Origin of the sequence: Desulfofundulus australicus DSM 11792, assembly GCF_900129285.1 — a bacterium.
Taxonomy (GTDB): domain Bacteria; phylum Bacillota; class Desulfotomaculia; order Desulfotomaculales; family Desulfovirgulaceae; genus Desulfofundulus; species Desulfofundulus australicus.
Window position 1 is genome coordinate 1 of sequence record NZ_FQUW01000004.1, and the last position, 21,429, is coordinate 21,429.

A 21,429-nucleotide genomic window follows, 5' to 3' on the forward strand; every position below is an offset into this window, starting at 1 on the left:
CCATGTACAGCAGCAGCCGGAAGGGCATCAGGTAGTCCACCGTTGACTGCAGCTCCAGCAGAACGTAGAATATAACGTCGCCGCCTTTCGTCTTGAGCCGGTAGATGATGTCTGCTTCTTTCTCGCTGAAGTCCTGCAGGATATAGGACTTTTCCACCCGCACCAGGCTGTCTTCGTCTATGTTTTTCGTCCATTCCTCACGGACAAAGGTCTTGAGCAATTCCAGAAACGCCCGCTTGCTGGAGAGAAGTTCCCTGTATCCCCTGTCGTGGGTGTGGTGGGGCTGTCTTTTGTCCGGCACGGGTTCATTCCTCCTGTGGCTGTATTATACCACATCCAGCCGGAGATTGACATGAGGCGGAACTGAACCGATTCTGAATCGTACACCGGCAGTGAAAAGAAAAAGCCCCGCCGGCGCGGGACCGGGGCTCGATAAGTTAATAAGTTAAGTGCCTGGCACCGCTCACTGCATTTCGCTCCCCGGGCTTGCGCGCCCGGATGGAGGCGCTTACCAGGGCCCCTTCGTAGCCGGCCAATTGCCGCCGCACTTCCTCCGGCAGGGCCCCTTCCGGGAAGTCCGCCAGACCAAAGGGGCGGACCACCTCCATGGCTATTCCCTCAAAGCCGGCTTCCTCCAGCAGGCGGCGGTACTCTTCTTCCCCGGGTGCACCGGCCACACAGCTCACCCAGAGCTCGACATTCTGCCGCAGAACCGGGGGCACCTCCCGCCGCCACATCATGTCGGAAACGGCCAGGCGCCCGCCGGGCCTGAGCACCCGGAAAACTTCCCGGAGCACGCGGCTTTTGTCCGCGGCCAGGTTGATCACGCAGTTGGAGATGACCACGTCCACATGATTATCGGGCAGGGGGATGTTTTCCATCTCCCCTTTAATAAATTCAACATTGGTCACCCCGCTGCGGAGCTGGTGCTCCCGCGCCAGGGCGAGCATTTCCTCGGTCATGTCCAGGCCGTACACCCTGCCCGCCGACCCCACCTGCCGGGCGGCGAGCAGCACGTCCAGCCCGGCGCCGCTGCCCAGATCCAGGACCACCTCCCCCGGCTGCAGCCCGGCCAGGGTGATAGGGTTGCCGCACCCCAGGGAGGCTTCGAGCAAATCCCGGGGCAGCCCCTCCGTCTCTTCCGGGGCGTAATACGGCCCGCAGCCGCACCCGGCCGGTGAGCAGCAGCACCCGGCACTGCCGGACCGGGCTGAACTGGCCAGGGCGGCATACTTTTCCCGCACGGCTTTCTTCAAAACATCATCCACCACAGCATCCCCCTTTTACTTTCTGCACGGCTTCCGCCAGCCGTTCCAGGCTCCGGAGCACGCCGGCCCTCTCCTCCGCCGGTATCTCTTCCAGTATGGCGCGGGCATACTCCTGCATTCCGCGGCTGATGCCCTCCACCAGCTCCCTGCCGGCATCCGTCAGCACCAGCCTCAAACGGCGCCGGTCAAGGCCGTCCGCCTCCCTGCAAAGGAGCTTCTGCCTGACCAGGCCGTCCGCCACCCGGCTAACAGTGCTCAGGTCCAGGCCCAGCGCCGCCGCCAGGTCGCTGGGGGAGGCATCCCCGCCCTCCTGCCGGGAAACTTCCAGCAGCAGGTGGCACTGGGAGAGGGTGATCCCGCAGCAGCCCACCTCACTTTTCTCCAGCACACGCATCGCCCGGCCGAGTTCCCCCAGCAGGCGGCACAGCCGCGCGGCCATAGCTTCCATGTCCATCTGCCTCACCCTTTATATTGTATCATGCAACGGTTGTATTATGCAAGTATACCCCCGCAGGCCGGGGGCAAATTTCCAAACTGGCCGCGGGGCCTTTAAGGCAGGCAGCATGCCCCGGACAGGCAGACAGCGCCATAACCCGGTGAGAAAATAAAAAAACCCCTGCCTCCAGGCAGGGGGAGATACGGGAGGTTAACGAGCAAGATGCCTGGCACCGATTGCCACCTTGATCTGGTTATCTCCCTAACTGCTCCGCCGCAGCATCTTGAACATAAATATCCAAATTATAGTTTTCCTTCAGCTTTTGCCCCGAAGTGGCGGTCAGGCCGGCATCCACCCGCAGGGTGTAGGTCTGGCCAGCGGCCAGGGCATCGCGGGGCTTGAGCCAGAAGGTGGTGTAGCCGCCGGTTTCACCTGTGTTCACCTCGCCTACAAAATATAGCGTGCAGGGCAGCTCGGCACCTCCGGCAGTGAGCAGGTGGAAGTGGGAGGAGGTATTCCCATCTATCTTCACCGGCAGGTTGAAGTCAATCTGCAAAATCTGGCCCGGCTCCATAACGATCCCACCGCCACCGCCGCCCCCGCCCGGGGTGCCTGCACCCGCCAGCTGCGCGGCCACCAGATCCAGATCCAGGCGGCCGTAGCCGGCGTAGTCATCTTTCCCCGGCGGGCCAATATCCACGGCGCCCTTCTGGATTATCTCCGCCACCTGATCCGGCCCGGCACCGGGTAGCTGCGATTTAATTATGGCCGCAGCGGCCGAAACAAAGGGCGCCGCTATGGACGTTCCGCTGACGACGGTATATTCGGGATAAAAGGCATCGGTTGATAGAACATCCACTCCCGGTGCTGCCACCATAATTTCCGGCCCGTGATTTGAAAAATAGGCCACCCCGTCGCCCTCATCGCTGGCGGCCACGGCGATCACATGGGGCAAAGCCGCCGGGTAGAACACCGGACCGCCTTCATTGCCGGCGGCGGCCACCACCACCACGCCGCGCTCCCACGCATAGTCAACCGCATCGGCCAATGCCTGAGAGTACTGTGGACCGCCCAGGCTGAGGTTGATCACCTGTGCCCCACAGTCAACGGCGTGGGCAATGGCCTGGCTCACCCAATAGATATTAGTTTCCCCCAGCCAGTTGAAGACCCTCAAGGGCAGTATCTGTACATTTTGCCGCCCGGCGGTACCGGCAATGCCGGTGGCGTTGCCGGTGGCGGCAGCGATAACACCGGCCACTTCCGTACCGTGCCCGTCCAGATCCAGCGGGTATGAATCGTTTAATACAAAATCCCAGGCTCCATCAAGCGAAATGCGCCCCTGCAGATCTTCGTGATAAAAATCGATGCCCGTGTCAACCACGGCCACAATCACCGGTTCCTGATTTGGCGCCAGCTTATCCCATGCCCCGGCGGCATTGATCGTGTGCAGTGCCCACTGGTCAAAAAACAGGGGATCGTTTGGGACGTACATCATATGCAGGGGATAATTGGGCTCCGCATACTCTACGCGCCCGCTCCGCTTTAATTCTGCAATGGCCTCCTCCCTGTCTTTTACCCGGAGCAGGGACAAATCCCCTTTTTCGTGGATTTTTTCGGCAGCACATTTTTTGAGAAGCGCCTCTTTGCTTACTCTATCCGATGACTTTTTCCATTTCACAATAATCTCCCGGCTGTAGTCCCGGGCGGGCATATGTTTCTCCCGCTGGCGCCGTTCTTCAATCAACTGGCGGACAGTTTCTTTTAAGGCGTAGGCATGGCCGGCCACAGAAGGCACCTGCTCACTTCCGAACCGGTAAGCCTGCACACTCTTCGTCGTCTGGGCCGCCGCCCCGGGTGCATAAACGGCCATAAGCATCAGAAGAAACAACAACCCCGCCAGAAACTGATAATAGAATTTTTTCGCGGGCAAAGCATCATTCCCCCCTGTTGCATATTTCCCGAAACAACTTCTTTACCAAGCAAGGGACCATTTCCTTTAGCATTCTGAGCAAAAGGATGAGATTACAAAAGTAAAACGCTCCGGGGCCCCCCCAGGGCACCGGCCCTAACGCCGTTAACAATAATAAATTAACAGGTTAATTGCCTGGCACGGGATAGAAGTTTGTAAACAGCCACCGAAGAGATGCGAATATTTTGGCCTATTTCTTGCAACGTATATCCCTGCGCCAGTGCTTCCCTGGCGTACCAAACTTTATACGGCACCAGCGATCTTTTTCTGGATCCGCTCTTTATTTGCGCAAACTCTTCCATATTCACTCCGGAAGCCATGAGGATTTCATCCAACCGCTTCCTGGTGGGTACAGCCTGTCTTGGCTCAACCTTTAAAGCAAAAGATTCCCGGCCGATAAATGAAACATTCTCCCAGTCCTTATCATCATCCTGTTCCATAAGTAAGACATACTTTTTAAAGGCCCTCCCCGGATCGTCATCCAGGATGTCCAGCAGCTGCTTTGTATGTACAAATCCACTACCCTCTCCGCGATAATCAGCATCGCTGCTCCATTTATAATCAGCCACTCCCGTGCATAAACCAGCCCGGACAGGATTACGGTGTATGTACCTGACAACTGCCAGAAGATACCGCTCGTTTTCAATTGGGACGGCCTTATACCTGCTTTCAAAAACGTGGCCGGTCCGACCCCGCTCACGGTTGTAATACCGGCTGAAGCGGGTATTCAAACGGTGCATTACTTTGCTCAGGGGCTCTTTATTCGTACGGACGGCCAGGTGGAAATGATTGTTCATTATTACATAAGCAAAAATTTCCAGGCCGTCCACGTTAACGGCGTGCCGCAACTGCTCAAGCAGATACTCCTTGTGCTCCGGCATAATAAATATAAACTCCCTGTTGTTGCCCCGCTGGATTACGTGGTACATTGCGCCCTCAAACTCTATTCTTGGTCTCCTACCCAAAAAATTCACCCCCTGCCACCCATTGTAACAGGGGCCCACCAACCCTTCAACTATAAGTTAATAAGTTAGGTGCCTGGCACCACCTGCTTCTAACTTGAGTTATACCTAACCAAAAAGAGTTAAAAAAAACCCTCACGCCATACGGCATGAGGGCTCTGTTACAACTCATATCGCTAACGAATGTGCTTGTTGTGTTAAGAATCGTATAGCTGCTTGCTGTTTAGTTGGTTTATTCAGCATTTACTACATTTATAGTACCAGTGATACTGGTAATCACCTTGTTATTATCAACATTTATTAGCTTCACAGTCACATCATAAGAACCAGCTACACTGGCGCCTACGTACACGTCAGTGTCTGCAGTGTAACCCGGAGTTAGCATGAAGCCCGCCGGCGGGCCCCAGCCAACTTTATTAATGTCATACCACTGCTCACTGACATTATCGTATGCCCACAATTGGATATTATTTACGTCTACTGGAGCTATTCTTACCTTATCCCAGGTAACACTGGTATTATTAGTTAAGGTTACCTTTATTGGGGTGCCGTTTATAAAATTGTTATCACTACCGCTAGGTTCTTCAGTTCTTACAGTGTAGCTTTCTTGAAGCCCGGTATAGGTTAAGCTCGGAGCCACTGCTGTAATGTTAAGCAACTCATTATCTAACTCAATAGTTACATCATTTATTACTACTCCTCTTATGACAAAGGTGGCAGATCCTTCGCTAGCAACAACACCATTTTCAATAATACTGCTATTGTCAGTGCTAAAGAGTACATCAGTAATATTATCAGCAGTTACTGGTTGGTCACCCAACTTGCCAGTTACCTCAAAAGCTTCTTTTAAGCAATCAACAATATTTTGGCCAACGCCAACTGTCAAGGAAGATTTCGTAAGCTCAACAGTTGGCTTGGGAGTGGTATCAACTACTTCAAATGTTCCGCTGAAGACTGGTAGAGATCCTACTTTAATGGTTACATCGTAGGACTTACCAGCTTCGAAGTTAGAAGCATCAATTACTATGGTACTATCAACAATACTTACACCATCACTAACACCTTCAATTTCACCTGCAAGATATTCTACAACTTGATTCACTTTAACACCATTAGCGTCTACTGCGTAAACTTTTAGCGTCATTTGGCTTTCGTTTTCTTCAGTAGCTGGATCATTATACTTATTTAGCTGAGATTTAAATCCTTCCACAGTATAATCCGCTACTGCCCCGGCTTTTACCACAGTTACGTTGACAACAGCTTTAATTGTAGTTCCTTCTACGGCAAACTCAACGGTGGCAGTTCCTTCCTTCCCTTGAACAGGGTTAATAGTAAATGTTGCATTCGTACCAGTAATTGTTTCTGTAGTAGAATCCAGCGTTATAATCCCCGTTCCCGTCTTTACTGTAGCAGTCACGGTAGCATTGCTAAGTACAATCTTATCCCCAAACTGGTCCTTGAAGGTTAGTGTTACTGACTCAGGGGTAAGCAGGGAAGAGGACAAAGTTATATCAGTTTTATTCAGCTCTATAGCGCTAAACTTAGCTTGTTCCCCTACTGTGATTTCCACTGTTTCGGAGAAGTAGGTTACACCATTTTGACTAAACATGATTTTAACGGGAACTGTGCCAGTGGCTATCGGTGTCACGACACCAGTGTTTTTGTCAACAAGCGCTACGGTCTTATCAAGTGATTCGTATGTTACAATGGTATTTTCTAAAATATTGCTATTTTGCAAGTCGTGTTTATTCCCAAACTGGTCTTCTACCTGCAGGTAAAATTCAGGTGTCGTACCTGCCTTAACGAGTTTATTCTGTACATAACCTTCATCATCGAAATTTACAGATCCAGTAGCAAGTGTCCAATTCAGAAGCTTCGCTACTTTGGGTGTTTCGCCTTTAACTGTGATACGGTCACTTTTGATTACTGTTCCATCTTCGTTTGTGTACTTGATTACAACAAAAGCAGTTTCGCTGTTTCCAAGGGTAATTTCTCCGTTAGTGATTGGCACAGTAGATTCGAATTCTACCTGCACATCATCGGTAACGTCTAATCCATTTACATCATAGACTTTGTATTTAATAGCGGTTGGCACTTCGGCAGGAACAACCTGGTTAGTTGCTACTATTTTTGCTACTTCGGCAACTACGAATTTATATGAAGCAGTTACGGTCTCTTCACCAATGTTGAAAATAAAGTCATAGGTGTTTCCGCTCTCTAATGCTTCGTAAAATTCAATGGTAGCAACACCTTTTTCGATAGTTACAGCCTTAACATATTGTTTAGTATTGGTCTCAGTATTTTTAACTGTAACATCAGACTTAGTAAACTCTACATCCTCCTGATTGAATGTTACTTCAACAGTAGTTGGGTTAATCGCACTTACACTTACCACTTCCAGCTGCCCTGGTTCAGTCTCCACAGGTTTCTCGACTACCTGGCCGTTCTCTTCAACCATGTTGTGGGTGGGCTGAAGAGCTTCGCCCTGGGGTTCACTGCCACCCAGCACCGCCTGAACGGTATCGGCATAGCTACCGCCGTATTTGAATGTTGAATCGAAATCAACCTTTACGCCGGCACTATCATCTATAACAACTTTTTTATTGTTCATAAACGCCCATTGGAAGCTGTTTTTGAAGTGATTTGCCAGAGCCTGGGATGTGCCAAGTTTTGTATAGTCGTAGTTATAGACCTTATTGTCCTGGGCCGTAACCTTAACAGCCAGTGGTGCTGCATAGGCCACACTGGAAAGCACCAGCGAGAGCACCATCAGCACTGCCAGCACTGACCAGACTTTCCGCCTTGTTCTGACCATTCAATTTAACCTCCCAAACTGGAATTTGCTTAGTTGATTAAACACCCAGATCAACGACAGTGAACGTCACGGTTTCAGTTCCGTCCGGACCGCTGGCCACCACATCCACCACGTCACCAGCGCTCACACCCTGGAGGGTGGCAACCCATACTCCATTGCTTTGATTGTAAGTAGCCTGTACATCGCCAACGGTAACCGAGGTAACGTTCTTACCCGGTAGGATATAGATATAAGCATTGGTGCCGAAAGTTGCGCTGTAACTGATGTTGGAATTAACCGTATCAATTAACTGAGCTTCCCCGGGCTGAGGTGCGGGCTGCTCCTGCTTACGGGTGACGGTGATGTTGAGCTCAGACTCATCCAGCGTTCCGTCCAGAACGGCCCTCCACTCGGCGGGATTGGCCTCCTGCTGAACCGCCGGCTGGCCGTTAATGGAAACGCCTTCAATCAAATCCACCAGGTCGGGCTTGATAAATACCTTTACCGCTGTAACCCCTGCCAGTGGTGACGCGACAACGGAAGCTACTTCATCAGGCAGGACGGGTGCCGCTGCGGCATTAACTTCCACCGTCAGGTCATCTACTGTATAGATGCCGGACAGGACCACACGCCATTCCAGCGGGTTGGCCTCCTGTTTCTGCGCCGCCTGCCCGTTCACCGTTACCGAAGTCACTTCTTCCGCGTACTCGGCCTTGATAAACACTTTCACCGCCGTATTTCCGGCCAGGGAAGATGCTACAACATCTTGCACTTCCTTAGGCCACTTGCTGACCGTTACCACACAGGTGGCCGTCTTGCCGCCGTCCACCGTCTTCACGGTAATGGTGGCCGTACCTGCCGCCACAGCGGTAACCTTACCTGTGTTATCCACCGCGGCCACGTCGGGGTTGCTGCTGCTCCAGGTGACATTTTTGTTGGTGGCATTGTCCGGGGACACGGTGGCTTTCAGCTGGTAGCTTTCACCGACGTTCATGGTCAGGCTGGTTTTATCCAGGGTCACGCCGGTAACGGGTATGGTGGTCGACCCACCGCCGCCACCGCCGCCGCCACCGCCGCCGCTGCTACGGCGCACCACGGTCACTTCGCAGTTATCCTGGAAGCCGCCGTCCGCGGTGGTGACAGTGATGGTGGCCTTGCCCTCAGCCACGCCTTTAACGTTGCCCTGGTCATCCACGGTGGCGATTTTCTCGTCGCTGGTAGACCAGGTCACTTCCTTATTGGTGGCGTTGTCCGGGGTAATGGTAGCCTTCAGCTGCACCGTGGAGCCCACGCTGAGGCTCAGCGTATCCCTGTCCAGTTTAACGCCGGTAACCTTTATTTCTTCTCCCGGCACCTGCGGCGTCTCACCGCTTACCGCCCGGTCGAGAACCACCACGGTCTCCGCCCGGGTGATGGACCTGGCCGGACCGAAGGTGCCGTCGGCATAGCCGCCCATCAGGCCCTCAGCCACCACAGCGGCCACACTGCCCCGGGCCCAGCTGCCGATCTGGCCGGCGTCCTTAAACTTGGCCAGCACGCTTGCATCGCCGCTCCCCAGGTTCAGCAGGCGACCGATGATGGAAGCGGCCTCCTGGCGGGTGATGGGCTGGTTCGGCCGGAAGGTCCCGTCTTCATAGCCGCCCACGTAGCCGGCGCTCACCGCCGCGGCCACATCGTTGAAGAACCAGTCGCCGGACTTAACATCCTTGAAGCTGACTTCTGCGCCGCTACCTTCCACCTCCATGGCCCTGTTCACCAGGGCTACAAACTCTGCCCTGGTCACGGCATTGTTCGGCCGGAAGGTGCCGTCCTGGTAGCCGCGCACCAAGCCCTTATCAGCCCACTCCTCCACCTGTTTCTGCGCCCAGTGCCCGTTCAGGTCGGAAAAGCCGGCGTAGGCCACACCGGCCAGGGCCAGGAGCAGGCTGAAGACCAGAGTTACTGCCAGCAATCTCGACTTCATCGCGCGCTATTACCACCTTTCCTTATTGCAGCCTTTCCACAGCGTTTTCCCGTTCGCCTTCCACCGGGACATCAAATCTGGCTATCGTATGATATCATCCGTGCTTATTCGTTTTCTTCTCCTTCTTCCGGCTCCTCCAATCGCGCACCGTGATAATCCTGGCTGAAAAAAAGCTCGTCCACGGTGACGCCGAAGAAGTCGGCCAGTTTCTTCTCCACCTCCTTGCGGGGGTGGCGGTGGCCGCCTTCAATCATGGCGTAGGAGCTCTGGCTGATGCCCACGGCCTCGGCTACCTGCCGCTGGCTGAGGCCCATCTTGAGCCTCAACTGGTACATCTTTTCATTTCTCACCCCGCTCACCCTTCGGCTTGATGCTGAAAGGTCAGAACCTCCCCCCTTCCTGACGGCTGCAGCGCCGGCCGGCCCGTTTCAACCCCGCGGTGCCGGCCAGCTGCCGTCACCCTCTGACTATTACTATAATCACAAATCGCGATTGCTGTCAAGGGTCCACCGGTTAAAATTTGCGCCGAACGTAAATAATTAGTAGAAGGTTTTTATTTCTTACCACATTATGCGCTTGAACGGAAAATCCGTTTTTTATTTTCTTTCCCGACTTCACAAAACGTGTTAAATTACGATCGGGGTGAACCAACATGCCTTCCCTCGGCGAAAGGCTGGCCTATCTGCGCAATCAAAGGGGATTGTCCCAGGCGGAACTGGCCCGCCTGTTACATATGGGGCAGAGCACCATTGCCATGTACGAGAAAAACAGGCGCTCGCCGGACAACCAGTCTCTCAAACGGCTGGCCGATTTCTTCGGCGTTTCGACGGACTACCTGCTGGGGCGCACCGACCGGCCTTACGGAACCGGCGGAGAGGGTGCACCCGGGAATGCACCCCATGACGCGAAGCTGTATGCAGTTGCGGCCGACCCCCTGTTCGCCGGCCTGCTCAGGCAGGTACCGGACCTGACGGAGGAAGAAAAACAGTCCCTGGCCGAGCACTGGGAGTGGGCCCTGCGCTTTATAAAGAAGGAGAGGGAGCGGCGCAGGAAAAGGGAGGAAGGGAACCGGAAAGGATGACAGGGCGAGGACAGCGCCTCATCCAACGAGGAGTAATGATTTTTTTATCTTCCCCAACTTTTCAACAAAATCCGACTTAACCGTGGTTTATAATAAAATAAAATGAGAAATAGTTCAAGGATACGCTGGTATCCTTGAGAATGTTTCTGCCGAGCGGAGGGGTAGCCTTGAGTTCAGCCGTCCGGCTGGCCCTGGCCCTGATCAAGAAGTACCGTCTCGAGGGGCCACCGGGTGTTTACCAGCTGTACAGGATAGCCAGGAGCGAAGGGATCATCCTGACCCGCTTCCCGTTTAAAGGCCGGGTCAGGGGAAGATACGTGCGCACGGGGGACGGCATCGCGCTGCTCACGGTGAAAAAGGGGCTTTCCAGGCCGGAACTGAAGCACATGCTGGCCTACGGGCTGGGCCAGCACTGCCTGAATGTCACCAGCGGCATATACGTGGACGGGCTGACCGGGAGAGGGGAAGAAGAAAACGCCGCCGAAGATTTTGCCGCCCTCCTCCTGCTGCCCCCGGGGACGGGCAGTGCAGGGGTGGACTTTCTGAAGATTCATGAAGTGGCGGATGCCTTTCACATACCCGCACCCCTGGTGCGCCGCCGGTTCAACCTGGAAGAGCGGCTGGCAGGGCGCGAGCATGTGGTTCAGGAGAACGCCCCCTTCCCGGCAGGCGCCCGGCCGGCCGCCGGGAGACTTCAGGCATGATTACCCGGGAATCCTGCCGGGATTATCTTTCCCCAGCAGGGCCGCCGCCCGGGAGGCCCACACCGCGCCCAGCTCCACCTCCAGAAGCACCCCCGCGGGGGTGTCTTCCCGCCGCAGGACCTCCCCCTTTTCGTAGAGCAGGTTGAGCACGTCTCCCCGCCGGTAGGGCACCAGGAACTCCCGCCGCACCCTTTGATCCCTCAAGACTTCCATGATGAGTCGGCGCAGCTCATCCAGGCCCCGGCCGGTAAGGGCGGAAACCGCCACCGCCGGCCTGCCCGTCGGGAGCAACCAGGTTTCTTCAGCAGTTAAGCGGTCAATTTTATTGTAAACCAGGATGGTGGGCTTTTCCCCCGCCCCCAGCGAGGCCAGCACCTTTTCCACGGCCTTCACCTGGTCCGGGTAATCGGGGCTGCTCACGTCCACCACGTGCAGGAGCAGGTCGGCCTCCACCACCTCCTCCAGGGTGGCCCGGAAGGCGGCCACCAGGTGGTGGGGCAGGCGGCGGATGAAGCCCACCGTATCGGTGAGCAGCACCATTTCGTTGTTGGGCAGCACCAGGCGCCGGGTGGTGGGGTCCAGGGTGGCAAACAATTTGTCTTCGGCCGGGACACCCGCCCCCGTGAGGGCATTGAGGAGGGTGGACTTGCCGGCGTTGGTGTACCCCACCAGGCTGACCAGGGTCAGGGGCACGCCCTGCCGCCTGGCACGCAGCAGGGCCCGGTGCCGCCGCACCTCTTCCAGCTCCCGGCGCAGGTCGGTGATGCGCCTTTTGATGCGCCGCCGGTCGGTTTCCAGCTTCGTCTCGCCGGGGCCCCGGGTGCCGATACCGCCCCCCAGCCGGGAGAGTTCCGTTCCCCTGCCCGTCAGCCGGGGGTAGAGGTATTCCAGCTGGGCCAGCTCCACCTGCAGCCTGCCCTCCCGGGTGCGGGCCCGCCGGGCAAAGATGTCCAGGATGAGCTGGGTGCGGTCGATAACCCGCACCCCCAGTTCCTCCTCCAGGTTGCGCACCTGGGCGGGGGAAAGCTCATGGTCGCAGATGACCAGGTCAACCCCCAGCTCCCGGCAGGCGGGGGCTATTTCCTCGCGCACCTTGCCCCGCCCCAGAAAGGTGGCCGGGTCCGGCCGGCGGGCGCGCTGCACCACCCTGCCCACCACCTGCGCCCCAGCCGTGTCCGCCAGCCGGGCCAGCTCCTCCAGGGACTCCTCCACTTCACGCTCGTCTTCATGGGGCAGTTGCAGGGTTACAAGCAGCACTTTTTCGTAAGCAGGTAAATTTTGCATACGCACCAAACCTTCAAAGACTTTTTTCGGCATTGCACCTTATTTCACACCACAACCTTCACTTCCGCCCCGCAGTAACGGCACCGGTTCCCCTCCAGCCCGCGCACCTGCACCCGGTAGCCGGTGCGGCGGATGAGGATCTCGCCGCAGGACGGGCAGAGGGTGTCGCTGCCGTCCAGCTCCGGGGCGTTGCCGGTGTAGACGTGGCGGAGTTTTTCCCGGGCTATTTCCCGGGCCCTCTGCAGGGTTTCCAGGGGCGTGGGCGGCAGGTCGAACTCGAAATTGGGGAAATAGCGGGAAAAGTGCAGGGGTATATCCGGGTCGAGCCCGGCCACCCAGTCCACCAGGCGGCGGATCTCCTCTTCCGAATCGTTTAAGCCGGGAACCAGCAGGGTGGTCAGCTCCACGTGGCAGTGCCGGCGGGCGATCTCCACCGTGCGCACCACGGGCTCCAGGCGGCCGGCGCACGTCCCGCGGTAATATTCATCAGTAAACCCCTTCACGTCTATATTCATAGCGTCGATGAAGGGCAGGATCTGCCGCAGGGGCTCCTCGCTGACGTAGCCGTTGGTGACCAGCACGTTTTTCAGTCCCTCCCGGCGGGCCAGGCGGGCCGTATCGTAAACGTACTCGTACCAGATGAAGGGCTCGTTGTAGGTGAAGGCCAGGCCCACGTTGGGGTAGCCCCGGTCGACCTGCTCCCGGGCCGCGGCCACGGCTTCTGCCGGGCTCAGGTAGACCGTCCGGGGGTCGGCGTGGGCGATCTGCCAGTTCTGGCAGAAGCCGCAGCGCAGGTTGCAGCCCACGCTGCCCAGGGAAAGGATGAAACTTCCCGGGTAAAAGTGGTAGAGGGGCTTTTTTTCTATGGGGTCCAGGGCGCAGGAAGAAACCCGGCCGTAATTGAGGGTGTAGAGAACCCCCTGCCGGTTTTCCCGCACCCGGCAGAAGCCGGTACGGCCGTCCCTGATGCTGCAGAGCCGGGGGCAGAGTCGGCAGAAAGCACGCCCCCCCTCCCCTTTTTCATAAAAAAGCGCCTCCTGCACGCATAACCCTCCCTTACCCCACCTTCAGTGATACCTTTTCACTTCAAAACGCATGAGCTGAACCGGTTCGTGGGGGCCGATGCCCGCCTTCTGCCGGGCGATGGCCACCTGCTGCTCGGCCGTGTCCACCCCTTCCAGGTCGGGCAGGAGCAGCCCCTGCCGGCCGCCCGACCGGACGATAACGCCGTACTTTTTGGGGTCCAGTTCGGCCATGCTCTCCACCGGCTCCGGCTCCTGGAGCACGTCCACGGAGATCTCCAGTTCCGGCAGTTCGTCCTCCGTCACCGGGTAAAACCGGGGGTCCCGCACGGCAGCGCTGATGGCGTTCATGGCCACCTCTTCCACGATGTGCTTGTACTGGGGTGTGACGGTGCCGATACACCCCCGCAGCTGCCCGTGCTTGTGCAGGGAGACAAAGGCGCCGGCGCGGCGGGCAAACTCGGGCGGGATGTCCGCATCATCGTACAGCCGGGAGCGCCCGGCAAAGTAGTTTTCCAGGGAGCGCCGGGCCACCCGCACGAGATAGCTTTCACTGCGCAGGCGCTCTTCCCGGGCCTTTTCCTCCGCCGCGGCCAGCTTCTCCCACACCCGCCTCCCGGGGTCCGGACCGCCGGGAGCGAGGGCGGCCACCATGTACCCCACACCGAAAGGCCCCTCGTAGGAAAGGACTTCCCCCTTCAGGGCCAGCCCGTCAAAGGCGCCGAAGGCCATGATAATGGGCCGCAGGCCGCATTCCCCGGCCCGCTCCACCAGCCCGGCATCCAGGTTCATAATTCCCTCGATGTCGGCGGCCGCCACCAGGCGGGCGATTTCCCGGTCGAACTCCTGGCCCCGGGGGTCGTAACCGGCCGGCGCGTCCGGGGTCAGGCGGTGGGAGAGGTCGCCGCTGGCCAGGACGGCCACCTTTTTCCCCAGCTTCTCCGCCGCCCCGGCCACGGCCATGCCGAAGGCGTAGAGCAGGCGGTAAGGTAAGAGCCCCATGGCCACCGGTACCAGGGGCAGGTCCACGCCCGCCTCCCGCAGGAAGTACAGGGGCACCATGGTGCCGTGGTCCAGCTCCAGGTCCAGGCCGTAGCGCCGGGCCGTTTTCTCATCCACCCGCAGCACGGTTATGCCCCGCTCCCCGGCCCGGGCCGCTATTTCCTCCACCAGGGCGGGGTCGTTTTTTACCTCGAAACTCACCCCCCGGGCACCGAACCGCCTCAGGTCCCCCCGCAGCTCCTGAACCGCCATGATGGCGATGCCGTCCCTGAAAACCGGGCCGTGGGGAGAGATTATCACCAGCGTCTGGGCCCCGCTTTCCTTCACCCGGCGGCCCAGTTCCAGCATGGCCCGCCGGGAAGCCATGACCCTGTCCGCCTCCGCCCCGCCCACCTCGGGGATCATCACCGGGGGGTGGGGGCAAATACCGCCGACCATCACGGCCATTTCCAAAACACCTCGCTTCGCACGGATTTTTTCCTTAAATAATAATTATACCCTGCAGGGCGTCGCGGGGAATTGCATCACAGGGTCACGCGCCCGGCAGCGCCCATATAGATGAAAGAACCTCCCAGAAAAATCAGGAAAGCCCCGCAGCACACCAGGATGCCCCGGTAAACGGCCGGGGTCAAAAAGCGCCGGCCGCCGGCCACCGCCCCCGCCACCAGGCTGTACCAGGCCAGATCCGACAAAATATGGCCGCCGAAAAAGCTCACCAGCCCGGCAGTCCCCTGTTTCAAGGAGAGAACTATGTAACCCAGGCCCACCGTGGCCCACCAGAGCGTCCAGTAAGGGTTGGACAGGCTGACCAGCACCCCCGCCAGCACGGGGTGCATCCTCCCGGGGGAAAGGGGGCCGGGAGAACGGGTGGCGGAATGGCCCGGCGCGGCGCCCGGGGAAGAGCCGGCGCTCCCTCCCCCGGGATGGCCCGGCACACCCGCACCGGACCCCCCCCGCCCGTGAACCGCATCCCGGCTCCTCCGGGCCCGCCCGTTCAACGCCCAGCTCCACCCGGCCCAGCCAGGCATCCCGGGCCATGCCCCACCCCAGGTAGATCAGGAATATCCCCCCCACCACGGCGATGCCCCTGGCCACCGGGGGAGCGGTGATCAGGGAAGCCAGGCCCAGGGACAGGGCTACCACCAGGGCCCCCTCCAGCAGGGCGTGGCCCAGCACCACCAGGGGGCCGGCGGCAAAGCCCCGCCGGGCGCTCTCCCCAATGGTCACCGTAAGCAGGGGCCCGGGCATCATGGCCCCGGAAAGCCCCACCACGAAAGCCGTCGAAAAAATGGCCACCAGTTCCAATGCCATCCCTCCCGGGCAGAACTTCTCCCCCGCCGGCGGGAAGTCCTGCCCGGTGGAAAAATTATTTTAACCGCAAAAAATTTTTTACTTTACCCCTTGACCGGTAAGAAAAAATGGAATATTCTTTAATTGACTGAATGTTCATTCATTCCTAAAAAGGAGGAAAGGTTATGCGGCGCAGGATCAAGAAAGCGGCCGTGCTGGGTGCCGGCGTAATGGGCGCGGCCATAGCCGGGCACCTGGCCAACGCGGGCATCCCCACCTACCTGCTCGACATCGTACCCCGGGAACTCACCCCCGAGGAGGCCAAACAGGGCCTGACCCTGGAGCACCCCCGGGTGCGCAACCGCCTGGCCACAAAGGCCATTGAACAGCTCCTCAAGGCCAGACCGGCCCCCCTCTACCTGCCGGAAAACGCGGAGCTGATCACCCCTGGCAACCTGGAGGACCACCTGGACAGGCTGGCAGAGGTGGACTGGATCATCGAGGCGGTGGTGGAGCGGCTGGACATCAAGCAGGACCTCCTGGCCCGGGTGGAGAAATACCGCCGGCCGGGAACCATCGTCAGCTCCAACACTTCCGGCCTTTCCATCAACAAAATGGTGGAGGGCCGCGAACTGGAATTCAGGCAGCATTTCCTGGGCACCCACTTCTTCAACCCCCCCCGCTACATGCGCCTGTTAGAGATCATCCCGGGCCGGGACACCCTGCCGGAAGTGGTAGCTTTCATGAAGGACTTCGGCGAGCGGGTGCTGGGCAAGGGCGTGGTCATCTGCAAGGATACCCCCAACTTCATTGCCAACCGCATAGGCGTCTACGGCATGTGCGCCACCATCCGGGCCATGCTGGACACCGGCCTTACGGTGGAGGAGGTGGACGCCCTCACCGGCCGGGCCATGCTGCGGCCGAAAAGCGCTTCCTTCCGCACCCTGGACATGGTGGGGCTGGACGTGCTGGCCCACGTGGCTCAGAACATGTACGCATCCGTGGACGACCCGGCAGAAAAGGAATGCTTCGCCCTCCCGGATTTCCTGAAGGAAATGATTGCCAGGGGCTGGCTGGGAGATAAAGCCGGCCAGGGATTTTACAGGAAGGTGAAGGGTCCCGCCGGAACCGAAATTCAGGTCCTGGACTACAAAACCCTGGAGTACCGCCCCCGGCAGAAGGTGCAGTTCCCCTCCCTGGAGATGGCCAAAGCCGCCGGCAGCCCCGGTGAGCAGTTCCGGGCACTGCTTTTCGGCAAGGACAAGGGGGCGCAGTTTGCCTGGCGCATTACCAGCGAGGTGCTGGTTTACGCGGCTGAAAAGCTGCCCGAAATTGCCGGCGACATCCAGTCCGTGGACGAGGCCATGAAGTGGGGCTTCAACTGGGACCTGGGCCCCTTCGAGCTGTGGGACGCCATCGGCGTGCCGCGCATGGCGGAAAGGCTGCGCGCCGGGGGGAAAGCCCTGCCGCCCGTGGTGGAAGAACTGCTGGCCTCCGGCCGGACCTCCTTCTACGAGAAAAGGGAAGGCAAGCGCTACATCTTCGACTGGCAGACCAGGGAAAGCCGGCAGGAGCAGATCCCGGAAGGGGTCATCTTCCTCGCCCCCTTGAAGGAGCAGAACCGGGTAATTAAATCCAACCCCGGGGCCAGCCTCATCGATATCGGCGACGGCGTGCTCTGCCTGGAGTTCCACTCCCGGGCCAACGCCATCGGGGCCGATATCGTGCAGATGATTGATTATGCCGTAAAGGAAGTGGAGCAGAACTACGAGGGACTGGTCATCGGCAACTACGGGCGCCACTTCTCCGTGGGAGCCAACCTGATGCTCATCCTGATGGAGGCGGAAGACGAGGAGTGGGACGAGCTGGACCTGATGATCCGGGAGTTCCAGCGGGCCAATATGAAGCTGAAGTTCTGCTCCCGTCCGGTGGTGGCCGCGCCCCACGGTATGGCGGTGGGCGGCGGCTGCGAAGTCTGCCTGCACAGCCACCGGGTCAACGCCCACGCGGAAACCTACATGGGCCTGGTGGAGGTGGGAGTGGGCCTCCTGCCGGCCGGCGGCGGCTGCAAGGAAATGGTCCTGCGGGCCATGGAACTGCAGACCCCCGAGACCAGGATCAAGGTGGGAGGCGTCAACACGGTCCAGCCCCTGATCAACCGGGCTTTTGAAACCATCGCCATGGCCCGGGTGTCCACCAGCGGGCCGGAGGCCATCAAACTGGGCTACATGCGGCCCACCGACCGCATCACCGCCAACCGGGACCGGGTCATCGGCGAGGCCAAAGAACTGGTGCTGGAAATGGCCCGCCGGGAATTCCGCCCGCCCCGCCCGGCCACCATCCCGGCTGCGGGCACCTCCGGCTACGCCGCCCTGCAGCTGGCCGTGGAAACCATGCGCTGGGCCAATCAGATCACCGAGCACGACGCCAGGATCGCCAGGAAGATTGCCTACGTCCTCACCGGCGGCGGCGTAACCCCCGGCACCCCGATCACCGAACAGGATCTCCTGGACCTGGAAAGGGAAGCCTTCCTGAGCCTCCTGGGCGAACCCAAAACCATCGAGCGGATCCGCCATATGCTGGCCACCAACAAGCCGCTGCGGAACTAAACAGGACGGCTGCAGGCCGGTAGAGAACACGCATTAAGAATGGAGGGATCTCGGAAATGCAGGAAGCCGTAATTGTCAGCGCCGTGCGCACGGCGGTGGGCAAGGCCCCCCGGGGCAAGCTGAGGAAGACCCGCCCCGAGGATATGGCCGTAGCGGTGCTCAAAGAAGCCCTGGCCCGGGTGCCCGGGCTGGACCCCGCGGAAATTGACGACGTGATTTTCGGCTGCGCCTTTCCCGAAGCCGAGCAGGGCATGAACATAACCCGCAATGTCATCCTGAAGGCCGGGCTGCCCAACAGCGTCCCGGGGGTGACCGTAAACCGCTACTGCTCCTCCGGGCTGGAAGCCATCGCCATCGCCGCCACCCGGATCATGGCCGGCTTCGCCGAAGTTTACGTGGCCGGGGGCGTGGAGAGCATGAGCCTGGTGCCCATGGGCGGCAATAAAACCATGCCCGACCCGGGCCTCATGGAGATGATACCCGAGGCCTACATGGGCATGGGCTACACCGCGGAAAACGTGGCCGAGCGCTTCAACATCAGCCGGGAAGACCAGGATGCCTTTGCCCTGGCCAGCCACCAGAAGGCCCTCGCCGCCATCAAAGAGGGGCGGTTCAAAGATGAAATCGTCCCCCTGACGGTCACCGAAAGGATCCGCCAGGACGGGAAGCTGGTGGAGCGCAGCTTTATCTTCGATACCGACGAGGGAGTCCGGCCCGACACCAGCCTGGAAGCCCTGGCCCGCCTGAAGCCCGCTTTCAAGATAGGGGGAACGGTTACGGCGGGCAACTCCTCCCAGACCAGCGACGGGGCAGCCTGTGTAGTGGTGATGAGCGGGCGCAAGGCCGCTTCCCTGGGGTTAAAGCCCCTGGCCGTCTTCCGCTCCTACGCCGTGGGCGGCTGCCCGCCGGAAATCATGGGTATCGGCCCTACCGTGGCCATCCCCAAGGCGCTCAAGCTGGCCGGGCTGACCAAAGACCAGATCGACCTCTTCGAGCTGAACGAGGCCTTTGCCTCCCAGGCCCTGGCCTGCATCAGAATACTGGAACTGGATCCGTCCAGGATCAACGTCAACGGCGGGGCCATCGCCCTGGGCCACCCCCTGGGCTGCACCGGGGCCAAGCTGACCGCCACCCTCCTCTACGAGATGCAGCGCCGGCAGGCCCGTTACGGCGTGGTGAGCATGTGCATCGGTGGAGGTATGGGCGCAGCGGGAGTATTTGAAAGGGTATAACCGGAATATTCTTTTAAGGAGGTATTCTCATGCTGCAAAAGGGCGGCGCCTTTTTACTGGAAAATGCCAACCCGCAGGATGTATTCACCCCGGAGGACCTGACCGACGAGCACCGCATGATCCGGGACACGGTGGCCGATTTTGCGGCCAACGAGCTGGCCCCCCGGGCGGAAGAGCTGGAGCACCAGCCGGAAGGGCTGATGCGGGAACTGCTGCTCAAGGCGGGGGAGCTGGGCCTCCTCTCCGCCGACATACCCGAGGAATACGGCGGCTCCGACCTGGGCAAAATCGCCTCCATCATCATCACCGAAAACATTGTGGCCGGCGGCTCCTTCGCCCTGGCCCACGGCGCCCACACGGGCATCGGTTCCCTGCCCATTGTTTTCTTCGGCAACGAGGAGCAGAAAAAGCGCTACCTTCCCCAGCTGGCCACCGGGGAAAAAATTGCCGCCTACGCCCTCACCGAGCCCAACGCCGGCTCCGACGCCCTTTCCGCCCGCACCAGGGCGGTGCTGTCCCCGGACGGGAAATATTACCTGTTAAACGGGGAAAAAATGTTCATCACCAACGGCGGCATTGCCGACGTTTACGTGACCTACGCCAAGGTGGACGGGGATAAATTCACCGCCTTCATCGTGGACCGGGACACCCCCGGCTTCAGCCAGGGCGCGGAAGAGAAAAAGATGGGCATCAAGGGTTCCTCCACCCGCAGCCTCATTTTTGAGGACGCCCGGGTGCCGGTGGAAAACCTGCTGGGAGAAATCGGCAGGGGGCACGTGATTGCCTTCAACATCCTCAACATCGGCCGCCTGAAGCTGGGCGCGGGCTGCACCGGTTCGGCCAAGCTGGCCATAGAGCTGGCCGCCAAATACGCCCTGCAGCGGGAGCAGTTCGGGCAGCCCATTGCCAGGTTCGGCATGATCCGGCACAAGCTGGCCCAGATGGCCGCTAAAACATACGCCGCCGAGAGCGTGGTCTACCGCATCACCGGCATGATCGAAGAATCCCTGGCCGGCAAGTCCAGCGGAGCTGAAGTGGCCGCCGCCATCGAGGAGTACGCCATTGAATGCTCCATTGCCAAGGTGCTGGCCTCGGAAGTGCTGGACTATGTGGTGGACGAGATGGTGCAGATTTACGGCGGCTACGGCTACATCCAGGATTACCCCGCCGAGCGCTTCTACCGGGATTCCCGGATCAACCGCATCTTCGAGGGTACCAACGAGATCAACCGGCTGATCATCCCGGCCACCCTGCTCCGCCGGGCCGTGAAGGGCAGGCTGGCCCTGCTGCCGGCAGCCAGAGCCCTGGCCGGGGAAATACTCAACCTGCGGGCCGCCGTACCGGAGGATGACGGGAAACCGCTGGCCGCCGAGCGGGCCATGGTGGCCATGGCCAAAAAGCTGTTCCTGCTGGTGGGCGGCCAGGCGGTGGAAAAATACATGGATAAGCTGGCCAACGAGCAGGAAATCGTTGCTATCCTGGCCGACCTGGCCATCCAGATCTACGCCATGGAAAGCGCCATCCTGCGGGCCCTGAAAGCCTGGGAAGCCGACCCCGCAGGCGCGGAAACGAAGCTCAACCTGGCCCGTGTCTATGTCTACGATTCCTTCCCCCTGCTGGAAAAATGGGCCCGGGAAGCCATGTGCTTCCTCTTTGAAGGGGATATGCGGCAGACCCAGCTATCCATTGTCAAGCGGATGTGCAAGCACCAGCCGGCCGACCTGATCGGCCTGCGCCGGGAAATTGCCGGACGGGTGCTGGAAGCGGAAAAATATGTGGTATAATATTCCCAGTTGCGGGAAAGGAGTTTGCA

General features: G+C 59.2%; 17 protein-coding genes and 1 pseudogene. 5 read left to right on the forward strand and 13 right to left on the reverse strand.

The window, feature by feature from the left end; translation table 11 throughout:
- The 8 genes from BUB44_RS00020 to BUB44_RS00055 form a co-directional block, all read right to left on the reverse strand.
- Positions 1-301 (reverse strand): Rpn family recombination-promoting nuclease/putative transposase (locus BUB44_RS00020; RefSeq protein ID WP_165610978.1); only part of this gene is annotated, 301 nt, incomplete at its 3' end.
- 136 nt (positions 302-437) lie between these two features.
- Complete coding sequence (gene arsM, locus BUB44_RS00025) at positions 438-1,268, reverse strand: arsenite methyltransferase (protein ID WP_073162258.1); 831 nt, start codon at positions 1,266-1,268, stop codon at positions 438-440.
- The gene (locus BUB44_RS00030) at positions 1,261-1,722 is read right to left on the reverse strand and encodes a MarR family winged helix-turn-helix transcriptional regulator (RefSeq protein ID WP_083543002.1); all 462 of its coding nucleotides are present in this window, start codon (positions 1,720-1,722) and stop codon (positions 1,261-1,263) included. Before BUB44_RS00030 ends, arsM begins: the two co-directional genes overlap by 8 nt.
- A 235-nt stretch (positions 1,723-1,957) precedes the next feature.
- On the reverse strand, positions 1,958-3,634 hold the full coding sequence (locus BUB44_RS00035) for a S8 family serine peptidase (RefSeq protein WP_073162260.1): 1,677 nt from the start codon (positions 3,632-3,634) through the stop codon (positions 1,958-1,960).
- Positions 3,635-3,792: 158 nt separating this feature from the next.
- Complete coding sequence (locus BUB44_RS00040) at positions 3,793-4,638, reverse strand: REP-associated tyrosine transposase (RefSeq protein ID WP_131821559.1); 846 nt, start codon at positions 4,636-4,638, stop codon at positions 3,793-3,795.
- A 229-nt stretch (positions 4,639-4,867) separates the two neighbouring features.
- On the reverse strand, positions 4,868-7,450 hold the full coding sequence (locus BUB44_RS00045) for an Ig-like domain-containing protein (protein WP_073162263.1): 2,583 nt from the start codon (positions 7,448-7,450) through the stop codon (positions 4,868-4,870).
- 37 nt (positions 7,451-7,487) lie between these two features.
- Positions 7,488-9,392 carry an S-layer homology domain-containing protein gene (locus BUB44_RS00050; RefSeq protein WP_083543003.1) on the reverse strand — a complete coding sequence of 635 codons (1,905 nt, stop codon included), beginning with the start codon at positions 9,390-9,392 and terminating at the stop codon, positions 7,488-7,490.
- 104 nt (positions 9,393-9,496) lie between these two features.
- Entirely contained in the window at positions 9,497-9,742 is a 246-nt protein-coding gene (locus tag BUB44_RS00055; RefSeq protein WP_242655757.1) for a helix-turn-helix domain-containing protein, read from the reverse strand.
- A 302-nt stretch (positions 9,743-10,044) separates the two neighbouring features.
- Here BUB44_RS00055 and BUB44_RS00060 point away from each other — a divergent pair, with 302 nt between their 5' ends.
- Both BUB44_RS00060 and BUB44_RS00065 read left to right on the forward strand, forming a co-directional pair.
- Positions 10,045-10,473 (forward strand): helix-turn-helix domain-containing protein, encoded by a 429-nt coding sequence (locus BUB44_RS00060; RefSeq protein WP_073162266.1) that lies wholly within the window; start codon positions 10,045-10,047, stop codon positions 10,471-10,473.
- Positions 10,474-10,640: 167 nt separating this feature from the next.
- A complete protein-coding gene (locus BUB44_RS00065) occupies positions 10,641-11,177 on the forward strand; it encodes a hypothetical protein (RefSeq protein WP_073162267.1) in 537 nt (178 codons plus the stop codon).
- Here BUB44_RS00065 and hflX read toward each other — a convergent pair whose 3' ends face one another.
- The 5 genes and pseudogenes from hflX to BUB44_RS15655 all read right to left on the reverse strand — a co-directional run.
- A complete protein-coding gene (gene hflX / locus BUB44_RS00070) occupies positions 11,178-12,461 on the reverse strand; it encodes a GTPase HflX (protein ID WP_073162476.1) in 1,284 nt (427 codons plus the stop codon).
- 44 nt (positions 12,462-12,505) lie between these two features.
- Positions 12,506-13,504: an AmmeMemoRadiSam system radical SAM enzyme gene (amrS, locus tag BUB44_RS00075; protein WP_073162269.1), complete on the reverse strand. Its 999-nt coding sequence runs from the start codon at positions 13,502-13,504 to the stop codon at positions 12,506-12,508.
- Between the two features lie 24 nt (positions 13,505-13,528).
- Positions 13,529-14,932, reverse strand: a complete 1,404-nt coding sequence (gene amrA / locus BUB44_RS00080) for an AmmeMemoRadiSam system protein A (RefSeq protein ID WP_073162271.1) — start codon at positions 14,930-14,932, stop codon at positions 13,529-13,531.
- 77 nt (positions 14,933-15,009) lie between these two features.
- Complete coding sequence (locus BUB44_RS15525) at positions 15,010-15,513, reverse strand: LysE family transporter (RefSeq protein WP_207545594.1); 504 nt, start codon at positions 15,511-15,513, stop codon at positions 15,010-15,012.
- A 49-nt stretch (positions 15,514-15,562) separates the two neighbouring features.
- A pseudogene (locus BUB44_RS15655) lies at positions 15,563-15,796 on the reverse strand (LysE family transporter); the annotation flags it as partial.
- Positions 15,797-15,960: 164 nt separating this feature from the next.
- Here BUB44_RS15655 and BUB44_RS00090 point away from each other — a divergent pair.
- The 3 genes from BUB44_RS00090 to BUB44_RS00100 are packed head-to-tail and all read left to right on the forward strand — an operon-like array spanning position 15,961 to position 21,400.
- The gene (locus tag BUB44_RS00090) at positions 15,961-18,384 is read left to right on the forward strand and encodes a 3-hydroxyacyl-CoA dehydrogenase/enoyl-CoA hydratase family protein (RefSeq protein WP_027356784.1); all 2,424 of its coding nucleotides are present in this window, start codon (positions 15,961-15,963) and stop codon (positions 18,382-18,384) included.
- A gap of 56 nt (positions 18,385-18,440) precedes the next feature.
- Positions 18,441-19,616: an acetyl-CoA C-acyltransferase gene (locus tag BUB44_RS00095; protein WP_027356783.1), complete on the forward strand. Its 1,176-nt coding sequence runs from the start codon at positions 18,441-18,443 to the stop codon at positions 19,614-19,616.
- A 29-nt stretch (positions 19,617-19,645) separates the two neighbouring features.
- Positions 19,646-21,400, forward strand: coding sequence for an acyl-CoA dehydrogenase family protein (locus BUB44_RS00100; RefSeq protein WP_073162273.1), 1,755 nt, complete (start codon positions 19,646-19,648; stop codon positions 21,398-21,400).
- Positions 21,401-21,429 lie beyond the last annotated feature (29 nt).

What these genes read in the sequence shown, in the direction of transcription:
- BUB44_RS00045 (WP_073162263.1), bottom strand. Translation starts at nt 7,450, where the DNA reads ATGGTCAGAACAAGGCGGAAAGTCTGGTCAGTGCTGGCAGTGCTGATG.
- BUB44_RS00090 (WP_027356784.1), top strand. Translation starts at nt 15,961, where the DNA reads ATGCGGCGCAGGATCAAGAAAGCGGCCGTGCTGGGTGCCGGCGTAATG.
- BUB44_RS00030 (WP_083543002.1), bottom strand. Translation starts at nt 1,722, where the DNA reads ATGGACATGGAAGCTATGGCCGCGCGGCTGTGCCGCCTGCTGGGGGAA.
- BUB44_RS00100 (WP_073162273.1), top strand. Translation starts at nt 19,646, where the DNA reads ATGCTGCAAAAGGGCGGCGCCTTTTTACTGGAAAATGCCAACCCGCAG.
- BUB44_RS00050 (WP_083543003.1), bottom strand. Translation starts at nt 9,392, where the DNA reads ATGAAGTCGAGATTGCTGGCAGTAACTCTGGTCTTCAGCCTGCTCCTG.
- amrA (WP_073162271.1), bottom strand. Translation starts at nt 14,932, where the DNA reads ATGGCCGTGATGGTCGGCGGTATTTGCCCCCACCCCCCGGTGATGATC.
- hflX (WP_073162476.1), bottom strand. Translation starts at nt 12,461, where the DNA reads ATGCAAAATTTACCTGCTTACGAAAAAGTGCTGCTTGTAACCCTGCAA.
- BUB44_RS15525 (WP_207545594.1), bottom strand. Translation starts at nt 15,513, where the DNA reads ATGCCTGGCTGGGCCGGGTGGAGCTGGGCGTTGAACGGGCGGGCCCGG.
- BUB44_RS00060 (WP_073162266.1), top strand. Translation starts at nt 10,045, where the DNA reads ATGCCTTCCCTCGGCGAAAGGCTGGCCTATCTGCGCAATCAAAGGGGA.
- BUB44_RS00095 (WP_027356783.1), top strand. Translation starts at nt 18,441, where the DNA reads ATGCAGGAAGCCGTAATTGTCAGCGCCGTGCGCACGGCGGTGGGCAAG.